General features: G+C 40.0%; 13 protein-coding genes. 9 read left to right on the forward strand and 4 right to left on the reverse strand.

Annotated features, from left to right (window positions below):
- Window positions 1-37: 37 nt before the first annotated feature.
- The 3 genes from KO525_RS19325 to KO525_RS19335 all read right to left on the reverse strand — a co-directional run bounded on the left by KO525_RS19325 (window position 38) and on the right by KO525_RS19335 (window position 4767).
- Complete coding sequence (locus KO525_RS19325) at window positions 38-652, reverse strand: GntR family transcriptional regulator (RefSeq protein ID WP_215965474.1); 615 nt, start codon at window positions 650-652, stop codon at window positions 38-40.
- A gap of 201 nt (window positions 653-853) precedes the next feature.
- The gene (locus KO525_RS19330; protein ID WP_215965475.1) at window positions 854-3169 is read right to left on the reverse strand and encodes a beta-galactosidase; all 2316 of its coding nucleotides are present in this window, start codon (window positions 3167-3169) and stop codon (window positions 854-856) included.
- A 347-nt stretch (window positions 3170-3516) separates the two neighbouring features.
- Window positions 3517-4767, reverse strand: coding sequence for a peptidylprolyl isomerase (locus KO525_RS19335; protein WP_215965476.1), 1251 nt, complete (start codon window positions 4765-4767; stop codon window positions 3517-3519).
- A 582-nt stretch (window positions 4768-5349) separates the two neighbouring features.
- Here KO525_RS19335 and KO525_RS19340 point away from each other — a divergent pair.
- The 8 genes from KO525_RS19340 (at window position 5350) to KO525_RS19375 (ending at window position 16588) form a co-directional block, all read left to right on the forward strand.
- Window positions 5350-6288, forward strand: a complete 939-nt coding sequence (locus tag KO525_RS19340; RefSeq protein WP_215965477.1) for a sugar kinase — start codon at window positions 5350-5352, stop codon at window positions 6286-6288.
- A gap of 18 nt (window positions 6289-6306) precedes the next feature.
- Window positions 6307-7392 (forward strand): glycosyl hydrolase, encoded by a 1086-nt coding sequence (locus KO525_RS19345; protein ID WP_215965478.1) that lies wholly within the window; start codon window positions 6307-6309, stop codon window positions 7390-7392.
- Between the two features lie 304 nt (window positions 7393-7696).
- Window positions 7697-8401 (forward strand): VC0807 family protein, encoded by a 705-nt coding sequence (locus KO525_RS19350; RefSeq protein ID WP_215965479.1) that lies wholly within the window; start codon window positions 7697-7699, stop codon window positions 8399-8401.
- Window positions 8402-9026: 625 nt separating this feature from the next.
- Window positions 9027-11474 (forward strand): TIM-barrel domain-containing protein, encoded by a 2448-nt coding sequence (locus KO525_RS19355; RefSeq protein WP_215965480.1) that lies wholly within the window; start codon window positions 9027-9029, stop codon window positions 11472-11474.
- A gap of 240 nt (window positions 11475-11714) precedes the next feature.
- Window positions 11715-13247, forward strand: coding sequence for a PAS domain-containing methyl-accepting chemotaxis protein (locus KO525_RS19360; protein WP_215965481.1), 1533 nt, complete (start codon window positions 11715-11717; stop codon window positions 13245-13247).
- 171 nt (window positions 13248-13418) lie between these two features.
- Window positions 13419-14882, forward strand: coding sequence for an MFS transporter (locus KO525_RS19365; protein WP_215965482.1), 1464 nt, complete (start codon window positions 13419-13421; stop codon window positions 14880-14882).
- Between the two features lie 129 nt (window positions 14883-15011).
- Entirely contained in the window at window positions 15012-15599 is a 588-nt protein-coding gene (locus KO525_RS19370) for an NADPH-dependent FMN reductase (RefSeq protein ID WP_215965483.1), read from the forward strand.
- 332 nt (window positions 15600-15931) lie between these two features.
- A complete protein-coding gene (locus tag KO525_RS19375) occupies window positions 15932-16588 on the forward strand; it encodes a LiaF domain-containing protein (RefSeq protein ID WP_215965484.1) in 657 nt (218 codons plus the stop codon).
- A 13-nt stretch (window positions 16589-16601) separates the two neighbouring features.
- Here the strand turns inward: KO525_RS19375 and KO525_RS19380 are convergent, their stop codons facing one another.
- Complete coding sequence (locus KO525_RS19380; RefSeq protein WP_215965485.1) at window positions 16602-17597, reverse strand: oxidoreductase family protein; 996 nt, start codon at window positions 17595-17597, stop codon at window positions 16602-16604.
- A gap of 164 nt (window positions 17598-17761) precedes the next feature.
- Between KO525_RS19380 and KO525_RS19385 the strand changes: the two genes are divergently transcribed.
- Entirely contained in the window at window positions 17762-18979 is a 1218-nt protein-coding gene (locus tag KO525_RS19385) for a trans-acting enoyl reductase family protein (RefSeq protein ID WP_215965486.1), read from the forward strand.
- Window positions 18980-19042: the final 63 nt, after the last annotated feature.

Raw genomic sequence — 19042 nt, forward strand, 5'->3', positions numbered from 1 at the left:
AAAAACCTTAATGAGATAAGGTTTTTTTAGCTAAAAATTATTTTATATTAGCTTTAATCGCTTTTGTTGCCGCGCTGATATCACCGTCTTTCAACGCATCCAAGATAACGCGGTGCTCATTTACGCACTCTTCACCGGTGGTAATACGTTTGTAGTTTAGGCGCATACGCATTACGTATGGATACCAGATGTTAACGAGTTCGTCGCCACCGGCTTTATGTATTAAGTAGTTGTGGAATGAAATATCAATTTTTGTGACTTCAGTGTAATCATTGCGCTCAAAGGCTTCTTGCAATTCATCTAATATGGATTCTAGATCAGCAACGTCATTTGCAGTTAACTTATCTTTCAGTTGCTCAATGGCAAAAACTTCGATTTCTCGACGCAATTTAATCATTAGCTTCTGTAGTTTTGGATCAAGTATGCTATTGACCGAAGCGCCGCAGTTATTTTTAGATATGAGCAAGCCTTCTTTTGTAAGCTGCAATATCACGTCACGAATGGGTCCGCGTGATAATCCAAAACGTTCGGCCAATTCTTTTTCGTTCAATTTAGTATTGGGAGCCAAATCACCTGCGATGATGTCTGAACGAATTTGTTCAGCAATCTGATCTTTCACAGATAAAATTTTTGGCGCTCTTACTCCAGCCATATTAACCCCTTAATTCAAATAGTTCCGACATTGTAGAGTTTTCATCCACAAATAACAATTGTCGCTATTTTATTGTTTACAAAATAATGACGTATATTAACTTTTATCGCCTTATATTAAGGCATTAATTATAATTAGATTAAGTATTTTTTATATAATTAATGCCATTTCTGATATTTACGACGTTATTGTTAACAATAATTACTGGTTGAAGCGCCTTTCGTACATTATTTCGTTAATTTCTGTCGCCGCTTTTACAATCGGTTTGTATGGTGTATCTGCAACATTGATAAAACCAACATTGTAGTTTTCACCATCATAAGCACGACCTGTAATTGGTGAGTCCATATATTGGAACCAGTGAGCACCAATAAAGTTTGGATGGTCGATAACTGAGTGCATATAGTCTTTATACATTACGCCGCGGTCTTCTTGACTTGATGCGTGAATGAGGCCGGGATGGAACAAACCCGAGTCAGATGCGCCATTGTGCCACTCTCCAACAATCGCAGGCATATCTAGCTTTTCTAAGAACTTCCATTTACTCTTAGTAAGACCTTCTTTGTAAACGTTAAAGCTTATAACATCGACATGTTTTGCAGACGCCATGACAGCTTCTTTTGGCATGCCCCAATCAGGGAAGCGAGCACCCATATAAAGGTGATTTGGCATATGTTTGTCTTTGGCTTTACTCACAACAGAGAAATACTGATTTGCATATGCATGAAGCATAATTGAAAAGTCAGCGACTTGATTCGGTTTTGTAATATCGCCTTTAATCCCTTTGTTAAAGCTTTTCCAACTTGCGACGTCTGTTCCCCAGCTGGTATTTAGTTTTTCAATCGTTCCGTATTTTTGCTTCATTAAACGAGTGAATTCTGCTTTGGTTGGCACGTCATTGCCATCGCGCTGTAACGTATGTAAAGCGATACCATACTGTGATGCAAGACTATCAGGACGGCCTAAGCTCATTTCATTATCGATAAACACACCAACACACCAAGGGTTGTTGCGTACTTCTTCCGCCACTTTTGCTAGGGTGATATTGGCGCGTTCTTCAAACAACGGATCGAATACATCCGGCAGTGGCGCCCAAAAGTCGTTGCCGCTAGATACGGTTTTGTAGTTACCTATGATCCAACCGTTCGCAAAATAAGGAACACGATTGTTCTGATAAAACATTGGATCAGTCCAGTTGCCGAATGACGTAAAGCCCCAAGTTTGCATTCTTCGAATAGTCACATCCTGCCAAACTTGCATGAAGTCAGGGTTTATATCTGAATATTTCCGCTCTAAGTTGGCCGAATAGAAACTGAAAGTTTCACCATGTTTAAGGGGACCTGAGTGTGCTGAACGGCGGTAGCCGTAATGTTTGCCGAGAGGTTCGTCGTAACTTGGTAACCAATTAAACATTTGTTTACGTACGTCTGACGCGACTTTGCGTGTTGGAATAGCTTCAGCACCAACGCGGTTTAACTTTTGTGAGTCTTCAGGGGTGAGATCACCTGCTTTTCTTTGGACGATTTTAGATTGGTCGAAGTCATATCCTGTCATTGTCGACGTATTGGAAAGGCGAATAATGTCTAAACCTGTAGCAAAGTATGGGTAACCTTCTGGGTCAACCAGAGACCATTTGTCGCCAATTTTTTGGGTTCTAAAATAACCTGTGGCTGCTTGACGAGGGCCGTTTTTCCAGCCTCCAAATTTCGATCGTGTGGCTGGGTCATAATTATTTCTTAATTCACTCATTTCCTGATCACGAGCGGCTTTTAATTCGTCGATATCATGGATTTTTCCAGCAAATTCAACTTTAGCGTTTTGGCCAAATTGATCGACTATACCCGTCAAGAACTGCTCATCAAATTTAGGGTTTGTTCTTAGGCCGATATTACTGATGGTGATCGTCTTATCAAAAAGGGCACTTTGTACGCTTAGGCTAATTCGTTTGATTTTCGATGTATCTAAGTTCTTTTTACCCCAAAGTGAAATGAATTGAGTTTCATTTGAAGCCCAAGTATCAGGGTTAGAACGTAGACCAGAGGTAAAGTTAAGTTCTACTTTTTCATCACCATCTGGCGTTGCCAGGTCATGACCAGCCATTTTGGCATAATAGGTTTTTGTAGGGCCAATAGGAATGCTGACACTTCGAGTGTAGTTATCTCCGTTGCCATCGGTAATGTCTAAATATATTTGGGTTGAATGCTGACCGCTATTGGCAATGTCGAATGCAAGATTAAAGTCTTTAAAATCGCTCCAGTCCCAACCCTGCTCAGATTCAAATACAATTGATGAATAGCTATGCTTACCAGAATGAAAGTTAACAACGATAGCGCCGTCATCTGATACATAAGCATCAGCGGCATTGAGCTTCACTTCTTTTGGAATTGTCTTGTCTGACTGAATATCGACAAGCTGGGTTAAATACGACGAGTCGGTATTCGTTGATTGGTTTTGTTTATTGCTGCATCCGCTGAGCAGCATCACTGTTGATAGGGCTGCCAGTGTTATTATTCTCATTTTGTTCCCCTGATGGTTATGTTGGAGCTAGGATGAGTATATAGGATAAAATGTAGATTGAAAATTGTTAACAAAATGTTTTTTTGAATTATTTTTAGTCAGCTCTGTGTCCATTATAGCGTGTGTCTAATTTAATTCCCTTAACTTGCTAATAAATAACAGGGTTGTTGTAAATTACTCGGCGTTATAGATAGGCTTTAGATAGTTGACGTCACATCCAATATTGTTTTTTGAGACGTTTTAGTAAGTATTTTTTACTATTTATAAGGTGTGTTTGTGAAAAAATAACATAAAAAAAGCCAACAGATTTGTTGGCTTTTAGTGTATTAGTTATTAGTTATGCTTGATTAAGGCAAAGGACAGTCCATTGCTGTTACTGAGTCGATAGTAATTGCAACGTCAGGCACGTCGGCACGACCGCTTTGAGTTGAGGTATCAACATTAACGATAGTATCAACAACATCCATACCACCAATGACACCACCGAATACAGTATAACCAACGCCATCGCTTGCAGACTCTTGGTTTAACGAATCATTATCAACTACGTTAATGAAAAACTGACTGGTTGCTGAATTTGGCGCTGAAGTACGAGCCATAGCAATTCGGCCTCGATAGTTTTTAAGTCCGTTCATTGATTCAGTTGCAATAGCTGCTCGGGTCGTTTTGGTTTCAAGTTCTGGTGTTAATCCACCACCTTGTATCATAAAGTTAGGAATTACTCGGTGGAAAATTAGACCATCATAAAAACCGTCTGTTACATACTGAATAAAGTTTTCACTTGTTGCCGGTGCATATAACGTATCAATAGCCAATTCAATATTACCTTGGCTTGTTACCATGTTAAAACAAGAATAATCGCCGCGAGTTAAGTCAATGGCAGCAGTATCGTCACTGTCATTAACAGGGTAAGGTAAGATAATAACTTTAGGTTCAATTGGTTCTGAAACCGCAGGGCAGGCTGTCGCTACAACATTACTTATCAAAACATTTTCATCAGGTTTATATCCAACATCGTCTGTTGCGGTAACAGGCACATCTGAAATGGCATCAACAACGTCCATTCCAGCGACGACGCCACCGAATACGGTTAGTCCATGACCATCCGAGGTTTGGCCATAGCCAAATGAAGGATTGTTGTAAATGTTAATTAAAAAACTGGAGGTTGCTGAATCAGGTTGGTCAAAACCACGCGTTGCCACTAAACGACCGCGGTAATTTAATAAACCATTTCTTGCTTCAGACACAACTGGATCTAACGTCGTTTTTGCGACTAAATCTTCACCCATGATGCCGGTTTGGACCAATGAGTTGGACAAAACATTATGGAAGATCACGCCATTATAAAACTGACTGTCTACATATTGTTTAAAATTTGCGGCGTGCAATGGGGCATATGTTTCATCCAAAGCTACGGTAAAATCACCTTTAGTCGTCGTTACGTCATAACAAGCATAACCGCCACGAGACAAATCGAGTGTGGCTGAGGTATCGGTGGTCGAAAGAATATCTGGTTCTGAATTGTCATCGTCATCTGACGAACAGGCAAATAAAGATAACGACATACAAAGTAGAAGGGTACTGCGTAGGTTAAACATGACGGGTTCTCAACTAATTCAAAGGAAAATTTTTCAATTTTAATGCGCGACTTTTTGAAGCGATTCAAAATGAATGTAATTTTATTGTTTTACAGACTATGTATTAAATCATAAGTTCAACGTTTAAAACGTAATCTTATGTAACTGTACGTATAAAACAGTCTGTTTTACCAAAATACGGCAGTCATGTAATCGCTAACAGTAACAAAAGTCAACTATTCTCATCAAAAATGAATACGTTTAACCTCTGGGCATATTACCCAAACACCACTTTGTGTATATTTAATTGTTAACAAAAGCGTGTTATTACGTTACTATCAAATTATTGTGTGAAACAGTATTGCAGATAATAAGTGTAAAACTGAGGCCTGAAGTGGGCTTAAGCCTTTGTTCCGGTTACGACTATTTAGGTCTATTTAATGGGGTGAACATCTTTGCCTGATCTCTACGTGTTTGCAAATAGGATTATCCGCGAATGCAGACGATTAACTGGAAGCTCGCTAGAAGTAACGGTTTAGTTTGGGTGATAACTTCTGAAATGAAATTTAGATAAACCCTTGTGGTGAAAATGAGAAATATATTATGAGCCGTACATTAATGGCCATCGGCGAATGCATGATGGAGTTAGTTGAGCAAAGTGATGATTTGCTTCAAAGGTCCTATGCTGGCGATACTTATAACGCCTTAGTTTATGCCAAGCGCAGTTTTCCCGAGCATGATGCTCAATTTTTTTCCGCGGTCGGTCAAGACAATGTCAGTTCGGCTATGGTAAGTCGATGGGTTAACGAAGGCATTAATATTGAAACGGTGCAACGCAGTGCAGACCATACCATCGGTATTTATTCGATTGCTGTAGATGCTGAAGGCGAGCGCAGTTTTAGTTATTGGCGAAAAGATTCAGCCGCAACAAAGATGATGCGATTACGTTCAGAGACAGCACTTTATGAACTATGCAAAGACGCCGATTTTATTTTTTTTAGTGGTATAAGCTTGGGTATTTTGAACGAAATTGATAAAGCTAAGTTATTGTCACTGTTATCTAAATTAAAATCTGAAGGTAAAGTGATTGCATTTGATCCCAACTATCGCCCTAGCATGTTTAAACATGTTGACGATGCGGTTAAGTGGTTTACCAAAGCCTATCAGGTCGCCACTATTGCCTTGCCTGGGTTAGATGAACATGAACTTTTATTCCGACATAGGAATAAAGAAGAGGTCGTCAACTTTTGCTTTGCAAATGGAGTCAATGAAGTAATTGTCAAAGCCGGTAAGTTGGGCACCTACGGTTATTATGAAGGTGAAGAGGTATGTGTGCCATTTTCGCCTGCACCAAAGCAAATTGATACAACAGCAGCCGGAGACTCATTTGCGGGCGTTTATTTGGCCTCTAGGCTCTCTGGAGTAAATGTTAAAGACGCGATTCATAACGCCGCTGATGTGGCGAAAATTGTTGTGCAGCACAAAGGGGCCATACTATCTGCGGCACTTTTGAAAGATTGCATCAGTAAATTAGTCCGATAAATTAAGACTGGAAAAATTATGACAGACAAAGCTAAAAAACTCAGCTTGGCAAGCAAACGAGCAATAGAACGTGGTTATGACCAAAAGCCGTCAGATTGGATGACTGAATTTGATGTTGAGCCGCTAAAAGGTGACTTTGCATTTGAAGAAGGCGTTATTCGTCGTGACCCAACGTCGGTAATAAAAGTGGGTGATGAATACCATTGCTGGTATACCAAAGGCACCGGTGAAACTGTCGGTTTTGGTAGTGACAATCCAGACGATAAAGTGTTCCCATGGGATTTAACTGAAGTTTGGCATGCAACATCAACTGACACAATTGAATGGCATGAGCAGTCTGTTGCTATTACGCGTGGCGAACCAGGTCGTTATGACGATAGAGCTGTGTTTACGCCAGAAGTATTGCACTTTGAAGACAAGTTTTATTTGGTTTATCAGTCAGTACAATTTCCTTATACCAACCGTCAAATAGAGCAAGTTGCCATGGCATATGCCGACTCTCCTTATGGCCCTTGGACTAAATCAGATGCACCTATTTTATCGCCCTCGCAAGACGGAGAGTGGCTAGGTGACGTTGATAGCCGTTTTGAAGTTAAATCAAAAGGTAGCTTTGACAGTCACAAAGTACATGATCCATGTTTATTGGCGTTTAATGGTAAGTTTTATCTTTATTACAAAGGTGAAACTATGGGCGAAGAAATGAACTTTGGTGGCCGCGAAATTAAGCATGGTGTTGCTATCGCAGACAACATTTTGGGTCCTTATGTTAAGTCAGAATACAACCCAATATCCAACAGCGGTCATGAAGTCGTAGTTTGGCAACAAAACGGCGGTATTGCGAGTTTATTAACTACTGACGGTCCAGAGAAAAACACGATTCAGTTTGCCGAAGACGGTATTAATTTTGACATTAAAGCCCATATTAAAGGGGCTCCAGAGGCTTTGGGGTTGTACCGTAGTGGCGAACAGACTGAAACATTACCTGGGCTAACCTGGGGCTTGTGCCATAAATACGATGCGAGTTGGAATTGGAATTTTATTTGTAAATTTAAAACCAGAAAGCAAATTTTGGATGCAGGAACATTTCAAAATACTGCAGGGTAATTAAATGAATAGAGTATTGCTCCACCCAACAGTTTTGTTTGCACTGTTAGGAAAGTGGTACAAGCGGTTGTTATGGCTTGAAACAATAATAAGAAAAAAAGCCTGGCTACCTTAACGGATCTTATTAATACTGCTATGGGAAATACGGTTACCTTTATAGCGGGATTGATATGATAATTGTGTGTTGTTACAAACCTTTGACAGTGATTGGGTAACCTTTCACTGTCTTTTTTTATATTGATGTTGGCGTAAATAGTTCGACTTGTTACACTGCCTCACACTTATTATTTTCGTAATTAAGAGCATGACTCAAAACCAACCACAAAAGCCTCAAGCCAGTAATACATTATTGGAACTTGTATTTAATATTGTTGTTCCCTCGCTCATTTTAATGAAACTATCCTCGGACGAATATCTAGGTACTGTAAACGCGTTAATAATTGCTTTGGCGTTCCCATTGCTTTATGGCATTTGGGATTTTGTAAAAAGTCGCAGCTTAAATTTCTTTTCTCTGCTTGGTTTTTTAAGCACATTATTAACCGGCGGCATTGGATTGTTTGAACTTGATCCGCAGTGGTTAGCCATAAAAGAAGCCGCTATTCCTGCGGTTATTGGTTTTGTTGTTTTAATGTCGAGCTTTGGACATAAGCCATTGATAGCAAAATTGATATTAAATCCTGCCATTTTTGACTTAGAGAAAATTTACGATACGTTGGCAAAAAATAACAAGGTAGACGTTTTTAAAGCTGAGATTAATCGTGCAAATTTGTGGCTAGCTGGCACATTTGTTTTCTCTGCAACTGCCAACTACGTATTGGCTCGTATGATAGTTACTAGCCCAGCTGGTACCGTGGCATTTAACGAAGAGCTTGGTAAAATGACCATGTTAAGTTATCCCGTGATTGCGATACCTTCATTACTCATGTTAATCGGCTTGTTGGTTTATGTTGTTAAAATTATCACTAAACTTACCGAGCTAAAGTTCGAAGATATCGTTCAACAAGAATAATGTCATGCCTTTTGAGCAATCAATTCTCTTATACACAGCGCAAGTTTTATAGAATGTGTGCTGTGTAGATATATCTAATTTATAACCGCGATAATTAAACAGCCTCCGTAATTAAATCGCTATTCCAATGCCAATATGTTTGCCAAATATTAATTCCTACCTTTTGAACAAAACTCAAAGCGTGACCTATGTAAAGTCGGAATGGATTATTGTTTAGCAACGAGTAAATCGCGACGCTCTAAATTCTAAATAAAACCATGAATATCTGAATACGTATGTAGCTTAAATACATTTCCCTCCATTCCCGATAGCCTACGAGTTCGCGACAGTTTTCGTTTTACCAATGTCTAAAAATAATTGCGAAATGTTTGTTATATGCCTGTTTATTCTTCGTTTCTCATCGATTTAGGACGAGTCGTTAGACCTGGTTACGGACAGGGTTTAAGGGGGTGAGGAATGCTGTTTAATATCGATTTTACGGTGAAGTCATCACCGGGCACAACTTACAATTTTCATCTACACGGACTAATGTCAATAATAAGCAAACATTAAAAACAGGTCTAAACGTAAATTGGAATGTAGCAAATAGTATTTAAACCAACAAAGTTAATAAAGGTTTTACCTAATGAGATCCAACATATTTTGGTTATTTATCGTTATATTTTCTACCGAGGTGGTCGGAAACGAGTTAGTGTCTTGGCAGTTACATGGTCAATCTTTGGAGCTGAAAACAAAGGTCAGTCAAGTGACGTTGACGGCACTGACTCAAGATGCAATAGAGGTATTATATGACGCCGACGAAAAACAAATTCCGTCGTTTGCTATCGATTATGATGCCCTTAAACAAAACCCAAACTTAGCTTCTGATGTTTCTGTTGTAGAAAAACCCGGCCAATTGTTATTCACGACTGCACATATGCGAGCTGTCGTCCAAAAAGTGCCATTTGGGATTAGATTTGAATACAAAAATAACTTTTTATTCGCAGAGGAAACTGGCTTTTTTAATGAGCCTGGTAAACTCGGGTTTCGGTTTCGATTGCAACCTGGGGAGTTACTTATGGGAGGCGGTGAACGTGTACTTGGGATGAATCGCCGGGGACATCGCTTACCTCTGTACAACCGAGCTCATTATGGCTATGGCACTGAATCTAAACAAATGAACTTCTCTATTCCTGCCGTGGTGTCGTCGCGCAAGTACACTTTGTTATTTGACAATACCGCGAATGGTTGGATGGACTTAGGTCATTCCCAATCCAATGTTTTGCAGTTTGAAGCAACAGGCGGACGCAAAGCGTATGTCGTCATTGGGGGCACTACTTATCCAAATTTATTACAGCATTATGTTGGAGTGACGGGCAAGCAGCCTTTACCGCCCCGTTGGGCATTTGGTAATCACGCATCGCGATTTGGATATCGAAACCAAAATGAAGTATTGGAAACGATAGCGTTGTTTCGAGAAAAGCGGGTACCAGTTGATTCAATTATTTTAGATCTATATTGGTTTGGTGCGGAGATCAAAGGTCACATGGGGAACTTGGATTGGGATGATAAAACCTTTCCTGCCCCGGAATCGATGATTTCGACATTAAAACAAAATGGTGTAAACACTGTTCTGATCACCGAGCCATTTATTCTAACAAGTTCAAAAAAGTGGACTGAGGCAAACGAAAATAGGGCATTAGCTACAGATTTAGGTGGAAAGCAGACGAAGACGTTTGATTTTTTCTTCGGAAATACTGGACTCATAGATGTCTTTAAAGCCGATGCACAAGTGTGGTTTGGAAACGTATATAAACGTTTAGCGGCCCAAGGTGTTACTGGTGTATGGGGAGATTTAGGCGAACCAGAAGTGCACCCTAAAGACATGTTACATACACTCTCCAACGCTCAGAATATGCAGGTTACTGCCGACGAGATACATAATGTTTATGGTCATCAATGGGCAGATTTAGTGACTACTGCACTTACTGAATATGATGATAATGGTCGCCCATTTATGATTATGCGTTCAGGCTTTGCCGGTTCACAGCGGTTTGGCATGATCCCCTGGACTGGCGACGTAAGCCGGTCATGGGATGGCTTAAAGCCGCAAATCGAGCTGACATTACAAATGAGTTTGTTGGGCATGGGCTACACTCACTCAGATTTAGGTGGTTTTGCCGGTGGCGACACTTTTGATAAAGAGATGTATATTCGGTGGTTACAATACGGTGTATTTCAACCAATATATCGGCCCCATGCTCAGGACAATATTGCACCTGAGCCTATTTTTCATGATGAACAAACCGTAAATATAATTAGAGAATCGATTAATCTTCGATATAAATTATTGCCTTACAATTACACATTGGCCTATGAAAATACGACAACGGGCATGCCACTGATGCGGCCGATGTTTTTTGGTGATGAGCAAAATTTTGATTTATTGAAGATAAAAGACCAATATTTTTGGGGAGATTCTTTTTTAGTTAAACCGATAACGGATCCTGGGGTGAACCGTATCCCTGTCATTTTACCACCCGGCATCTGGTTTGATTTTTGGAGTGATAAGCAGTTTAAGGGCGCACAAACCATTAACTATCAAACGGCGTTATCAACAATTCCTGTATTGGTTCGAGCAGGTTCAATTATCCCTAGTGTTGAATTAGTTCAGACAACAAAAGATTACAGCAGTGATGCGTTACAACTCGATTACTATTTCCATCCTTCCGTTACCACATCACAAGCAAAAATGTATGAAGATGATGGTTTATCAGCCAATGCAATCGCGACAAAGCAATTTGAGTTATTGCAATTTTCAGCCACAATTGAAAACCTTGATAAAACGCCAATTTCAGCGTCTACGCTTACATTTACTCTAGCAAAATCTAATGACGGTTTAGGCTATAAAGGCGCGCCAATGAGTCGCGAAGTTACGCTGGTGATTCATAATTGGCAAACAACGCCAAAACAGGTGGAAATAAATGGTGTTCTCTCTAATTTCGCTGATTATGACTGGGATCAAGACAAATCAAGGTTAACTGTTAAAATTGCCAAATGGGCTCAAAATAATGTAATGATCTCTGTGAGGTAGCCGTTATAGGGGATGTGTCAGCTAATCGCATTTTAATTTTCGGTTTCAACAACTAAAGTCTATAACACAAATACTTGATCGCATGTTTGGTTGCTTTTTGTCCAGTTCGCGGTTTAAAAGTGATGTAGATCAAGTATTTTTTCGTTATCTTGCTATTTTATTTGAAACGTCTGCTATATAGGATGTATGACACGTTATAATTTGTTGGATTGTAATTTAAGTCAGGAAAAGGAGAAGTGAATGGCTAGGCGGGATCAGGCAATAATTGCGGAAGAAGTTGATTTTGATGTAAATGAAGAACTTGTCTCAACCACGGACACCCGTGGAGTTATAACCTATGCTAACGATAGCTTTTGTCAGGTGGCAGGTTATACCAGGGAAGAAATGATCGGCAAAAATCACAATCTGGTTCGACACCCAGACATGCCAAAAGCGGCTTTTGAAGATTTATGGTCGCATTTAAAAAAAGGCGAAAACTGGCGAGGCGCAGTAAAAAACAGATGTAAAGATGGACGCTATTATTGGGTTGATGCCTACGTAACTCCTATTTATGAACAAGGTGAATTAGTAGGTTTTCAGTCGGTTCGTCGACATTTAAGTGCCCAACGAAAAAAGAAAGCGACCGAGATTTATCAGGCGATAAATCAAAATAAAAATATTGAACCTAAGCTGCAGAATATTCAACTGCGGCATATTGGCTTTGGTCTATCGGCTTTGTTAGCTGGCGCGGCAAGTTTTAGCTTGAACTGGATTGCTTTGCTTACCCCTGTTTTACCTTTCATTTTTTATTACCCTGAATTATTTACAACCCCTGCGTTTTTCAAACGATTGAAACAAGAAAATGACAGTGTTTCGCGGTGGGTTTATTCTGGAACAGGGATTCATAGTATTGCTGATTTTCATCTAAAGTTATTTGAAGGTAAAACCCGAACAATATTGGGGCGTGTTATCGACAGTTCACAAATTATGGCCGTTGGTGCGAGTACGTTAAATGGTGCGGCACATAAAGCAAAACTTGGGGTTGAACAAGAAACCCATGAATTGCATCAGGTTGCTACCGCAGTGGAAGAAATGGTTGCAACGATAGACGAAGTGGCACAAAACACGGTGAGTACATCTACTAAAGTAAGTGAAGCTCACGCCGATTGTGAACGTGCTAATGCGGCAATGACTCATACAATGACACAGGTTTCCTCGTTGGCAAAAGAAGTTGAGAAAAGCGCCAACTCGGCAAATGAATTGGCGTCTGAAGCTGAAAAAATTGGTTCAATAATGCAGGAAATTCAGGGTATTGCGGATCAAACTAACTTACTTGCACTAAATGCGGCAATAGAAGCTGCTAGAGCCGGAGAGCATGGCAGAGGGTTCTCCGTTGTAGCGGATGAAGTTCGAGCGCTGTCAAGCCGAACCCATGGTGCGACTGAACAAATTCACAAATCGATTAACGAAATTCAAAATACGTTATTGTCTTGGTCCAAAATTATGGAGCAAGGTAAAGATTCGGCTGACGCCTGTGTCGCCGAAACTCAAGAAACTCAAGATATCGTGAACAGCGTTTATGCTGCGATCACTGATATAGCAGACTTGGCTATGCAAATATCCACAGCAGCCGAAGAGCAAAGTTCTGTTTCTCAAGAGATCAGCCGAAATATCGTCAATATTAGCGATGCATCACGTATCAATTTAGAGCAAGCTGAATTTGTCGAATACGAAGCAAATGAAATTCAAACCCGTTGTAAAAATCTAGCCTCACTGAGTTTAAGCTTTAAGTGATTTGTTAATAGCTAAAACCATTTTAATCCCGTCCTTATTGGGGTTACGATGGTTTTAGTCTCCTTTCTTGCCTGAATACGTATGTAGATGATTGTTATAAAGAATCGTTACAGGGTAGTCTATGAATAATAAGAAGAGTGGCGTGTTGACCACAATCAATGGGACGTATTTATGAATCAACCTAAGTTGTCGTTTTGGCAAATTTGGAATGTGAGTTTTGGTTTTTTAGGTGTACAGATAGGTTTTGCGTTACAAAACGGTAACGTAAGTCGGATCTTAACTGACCTAGGCGCGGACTTGTCATCTTTATCACTATTTTGGTTAGCAGCACCTATTATGGGCCTGCTAGTTCAACCCATTGTTGGCGCGCTATCAGACAAAACATGGAATGGCCTTGGCCGTCGATTACCCTTTATTTTAGGTGGTGCTATTGTCGCAGCCGGTGCCATGGCGTTATTGCCTAATGCATCTATGGTGGTCGCATTTTTACCGCCAATGATTTTTGGTCTATTAATTTTTGCAATTAAAGACGCCGCATTTAATGTCACTTTCCAACCGTTTCGCTCATTAGTGTCGGATATGGTGCCTGCTGAACAACGCAACTTAGGTTATTCAGTTCAAACGCTTCTTATTAATATTGGTGCTGTTGTTGGTTCTATTTTGCCTTTTGTTTTAACAAACGTAGTTGGTTTAGATAATGTCGCAGAAGCAGGGCAAGTTGCGCCTTCCGTTATTTGGGCATTTTATATTGGCGCCACGATTTTGTTAGGTTCGGTCTTGTGGACGGTATTTAGAACGAAAGAATACGCGCCAGAAGATTATTACAAATACAAAGGTATGGACATTGAAAAAGTCCAAGCTGAAAATGAACAAGATGCTAAAAAATCAATGGTTGAAAAAGTTGTTGGCCTTTGGCAGTTAATAAAAGCATCACCTGAAATTATGAAACAACTGGCTTTAGTCCAATTTTTCTCATGGTTTGCTCTTTTCATTATGTGGACATATCTTCCAGCGGCCTTAACTCAACATGTATGGGGTGTAGGTGTTGAATGGTTTGACCCAGCTTATTTAGCCACTCATGCCGTTCCGGACGCAATCTCGCAAGCCAAGGGGGCGGCGGGTGACTGGGTTGGTATTTTATACGCAGCACAAGCGATATTTTCAGTATTGTTTGCCATTGTATTAACTAAGTTGGCAAATAAATTTGGTCGAAAACTTGTGTACTCGTTATCGTTGTTAGCTGGTGGCTTAGGTTATTTGAGCATGTTTTTGTTCCAAGATACGACATTAGTTACGGTTGATTTGTTAATTACTCAAGTGACCGTCGCTGAAGGTGCAATTGGCATTGTACTGTCGATGATTGGTGTTGGTATTGCTTGGTCTGCAATATTAGCGATGCCTTATGCGATATTGGCTGGGGCATTACCAGCGGATAAAACCGGTGTTTATATGGGCATATTTAACTTTACTATCGCGGCACCGCAAATTGTCTCTGGTATCGTGTCAGGTTGGGTGCTTGGCAGTATATTTGCGAACCAGGCAATTAATATCATTATGCTAGCTGGTGTTTGTATGATACTAGGCGCTTTCTCTGTGGGTTTAGTAAAAGACCAAACGGAAGCGACGCAAGCTTAACAGGGCTCGCAATTTCATAAGTGTAAACACCCGATAACATTCGGGTGTTTGTCTTTTTGGGGTAATAGATTGTTTCTACGTGATGCTTAGCTACAATCGTAAGGAATCAAATCTACAGGAATAAGCCCTTTGAAAATCTCTATTATCTCTGGCAGTTCGCGCGCCAAATCAGCTTCATTGAATGTATCCACGCACATCAATCAACTCATGTCTAACATCGACTCTACGGTTGACTCTACGATATTTTCACTTGCCGCCAATAAACTACCTATGTGGGATGAAACTACCGATTTAGCATCGCTTAGCGCGTTTCAAGACGAACTGGCACAGGCCGATGCCTTTGTTTTTGTCATCCCAGAATGGCACGGCATGGTACCTCCTGCGGTGAAAAATTTGTTTTTCCTATTCTCCGGTGTATTTCGTCATAAGCCGGCGTTTTTAGTCTGTGTTTCATCGGGAACTGGTGGGCGTTACCCTATCCCTGAAATGCGCAGTTCAACCTACAAAAATAGCTTTATAAACTACATTCCCGTCAGTGCGGTTATCGACCGAGTAAATACGGTCATAGACGAAAATGGCAATTATATAGCCGAAAAGGCATTTGTTCAAAACCGCCTAGATGAAGGGTTACGGATCCTTATTGAATACAGTAAAGCGTTTCAGGCGATCAGGGCAAGCGACATTGTGCAAGAAAAACGATTCCCAAATGGGGTATAAATTTTAATTTCCGCGTTAAGTTTAATTTAGAATGACTTTCTAATTTGGGTGGAGCGTTTTTATTTCTTAATTGTTTTGTTAAATTAATTAAATTGTGGTCGATTACACGACATTTTGACGTCACTTGACACGTTTGGTTTCTTTGTTTTTCTTATCTATTTGTTTTTAAAGGAAATTAAAGTTGGTTTGCAACTTGCTCTTCTTTAGCGACAAAAGGCGCAGTAACAAAGTAATGAAAATATTGCTGTAATTACTCGCTAAACCAAAGTTAGGCTTTTACAATAAATTAAGTCGACTCAAATTGACAAAAAAAGAATAAAGGGGATAACATCATGAGTGTAAAATTGGAAGACCGCCCAATTGAGCAAGTACGAGAAGAATGTATTGACAAATTGATCATTAACTATAGCCATGGTGTGATCTCATCAGATGCATTTGAACGAAGACTTGACCAACTCATGACCTCTGAGGTTCATAGCGAGATGTTAGCGCTAGTGGTTGATTTAGAAATGGATATTGACCAAAAGTACGAAACATCGAAGGAAAAGCAGTTTACCCCAAATTATGCTGAAACAACTGACGATGAAGTGCTAACGTTAAATAGCATATTAGGTTCAGCCGAGCGAAGTGGCCAGTGGCGCGTGCCTAAGCGCATTAAAATTTTAAACGTCATAGGCTCAGTTACTTTAGATTTCACCGACGCTATTTTCCATCATCAGAATGTCACTGTAGAGATTTTTAGTGTACTGGCTAGCGATGAAATTTATGTGCCTGAAAATGTCAATGTAGTTTGCCAAACCTATGGTGTTATCAGCAGTATTGAAAATAAATCTCCTTCACTAGCAAATCGTCAAGCTCCAACTATAACCATAGTCGGTAAGTCGATTATCGGTTCGTTAGAAATTAAAGTGAAACGTACAATTAAAGAAAAGTTTTTGGCATTTGCCGAGCAAATGAAAGAAACGTTTAGTACTAATCGCGCCAATTAATCACGCGATAAGATTATAAAAAGCGGATTTGATTTAACCCCAGATCCGCTTTTTGGATCATGTAATCACTGATCTTAATACTTTGTGGGTTCCATCCGAGCAAAAACCGATATATGTCAGCCCATGCCAAAGGATAGAGCTGCTGGTATTCTTCAGAGAGTTGTTCAAAGTCCAGCGAATGTTGATAGTAATTTAATGCCGATTTTAGCGACGTCAAATATTCCGTTAATATTAAGTCGTCATATTCAAAAAGTTGTTGATTGTTTAAACAGCTAGCCGCTAAACATGTTAAGTCCTTTACACCATGCCCGAGTCCGACATATTGAAAGTCGACAGCGGCAACATCTAGGTTATTTTGATGAAAACACAAGTTTTGAAATTTTGCGTCACCGTGTAACAACGTTTTAAATTGACTCTTATTCAGCACTTCATCTATCTCTTGTGCGTGCTCTTTCAAAGGGCTCGGCGCCATTTTATTGTATTCATCTTGCCGTGTTTGATAATGCCAATAAGTACCAATGGGCCAGAGTGACTCAGCTGTTGAAAACATAAATTTGCCATGAAAATAAGCAAGCCAACGTATCGCGATTTTGAAGGTATGCCACTGTGCGACTTCCAGTCTTTGGTTGTAACCTAACGCATCTAAATCTTCTAAGACCAATAGTATTGATGATTCATTGCGTTGTTGGGCAATTAGCTGAGGAACGTAACAATGTTTGTCAGTGTGGGCTGCATAAGCTTGATAGAAGCTTGTTTCAACTTGGTATGACCGCAATTTACGCTGGTGCCCGATGTTTGAATTCCAGCCTCGTGGATGACTTTTGGCCGGTGACAAATCAATATTTTTCACAATAAATGAGGCGCCTGAATCGAGACTTTTATAGCGTGCGACTTCGCCATAACCACTCCAAAGTGACTGCAGTTGTTCAGCATGGACGATGCTTGAGTCGTCTAATAGCAGCTTCAATTGAGCTAAATGTGGTGCTATCTTTAGTTTTGAATTTGGCACAGGTTTATCCTCAAAAATAAAGTTGTAATGTAAACTATTCAACTGGTTAGTTGAAGCATACACGAGCGGTCAATAAACAGTAGTAGAGTCGCAAAATTGCGTTTACTATCAAGTTAATTGGTTTAAATTAATATCCTACGTGGATTAGCTTTGAGAGATTTATTGTGAAATATGATCTAGTTATTTGGGGCGCGACAAGCTTTGTTGGTCAATTAGTTGCAGAGCGGATGGTTAATAAGTATGGCGAACACTTAAAAGGGCGCATCGCTTTTGCCGGTCGTGACATTAAAAAGCTACGAGCATTAAAAACCAAACTTAAATATAACGCAGACTTACTTGTGGGTGATGCGGGTGACGAGTCCTTTATTTTTGATTTGGTCAAACAAACAAAATTGGTGATATCCACTGTCGGACCTTATGCCCTATACGGTGAAAATATGGTACGAGCGTGCGCAGAGTTAGGCCGCGATTATTGCGATTTAACCGGTGAACCACAGTGGATTAGACACATGTTAGAAAAATATGAAGCGGTCGCTAAAGCTAACAAAGCGCGTATTATTCATTGTTGTGGTTTTGACTCTGTCCCTTCTGATATGGGGGTCTATTATCTTCAAAGTAAATGTTTAAAGTTGTTTAAAGAACCGTGTACAGAAATTCGCTATCAATTCCGTAAATCGAAGGGCGGCATTAGCGGTGGCACTTACGCTAGTCTGCTAAATGCCATAGAGTCGATCAAAGCAAATAAAGCCGATGCTCGCAAATTCAAAACACCTTATGCCTTAATATTGGATCAACCTGAAGGTTTACCGTTTCAAAAAAGTGTATCTGGCATTGCATTAAACCGTCCGGGGAAAGGATTTTTAGCGCCGTTTGTGATGGCGAGTATTAATACCAAGGTAGTCCATCGAACTCATTATTTGATGCAATTTAAATGGGGCAAATCATTTTTGTATGATGAGTCGATGTTTATGGGCACTGGAATTAAGGGGCTAATAAAATCCACAATGACCACATTTGGCCTTGCAGGATTTATGTTGATGGCCTCATTTGGCCCAACTCGCCAAATATTAAAGTCGTTTATGTTACCTAAACCAGGCGAAGGGCCAAACGACGATGTCATTAAAGCGGGATTTTTTAATGTTAGATTGATTGGTAAAATGAAGTCCGGTAAGCGGGTCGAACTCACGGTATTTGGTAAAGGCGATCCTGGTTATGGCAGCACCTGTAAAATGATCACAGAAATTAGTATGGAATTACTAGAGACAAGTCGTGTCGATTCGGGGACTGGATTTTTAACTCCTGCTTCAGCACTAAAGTCTGAAGGATTAAAAAGGTTAGAAGAAAAAGCCGGAATTCAGTTTCGATTTATTACCTTAGAGTAGTATTGGAAATGACATTTTTTGACCTAGTTATCGTGGGTGTTAAATTGCAAATAAGTTGAATTT

This window comes from Psychrosphaera sp. B3R10 (assembly GCF_018861025.1).
GTDB classification, from domain to species: domain Bacteria; phylum Pseudomonadota; class Gammaproteobacteria; order Enterobacterales; family Alteromonadaceae; genus Psychrosphaera; species Psychrosphaera algicola.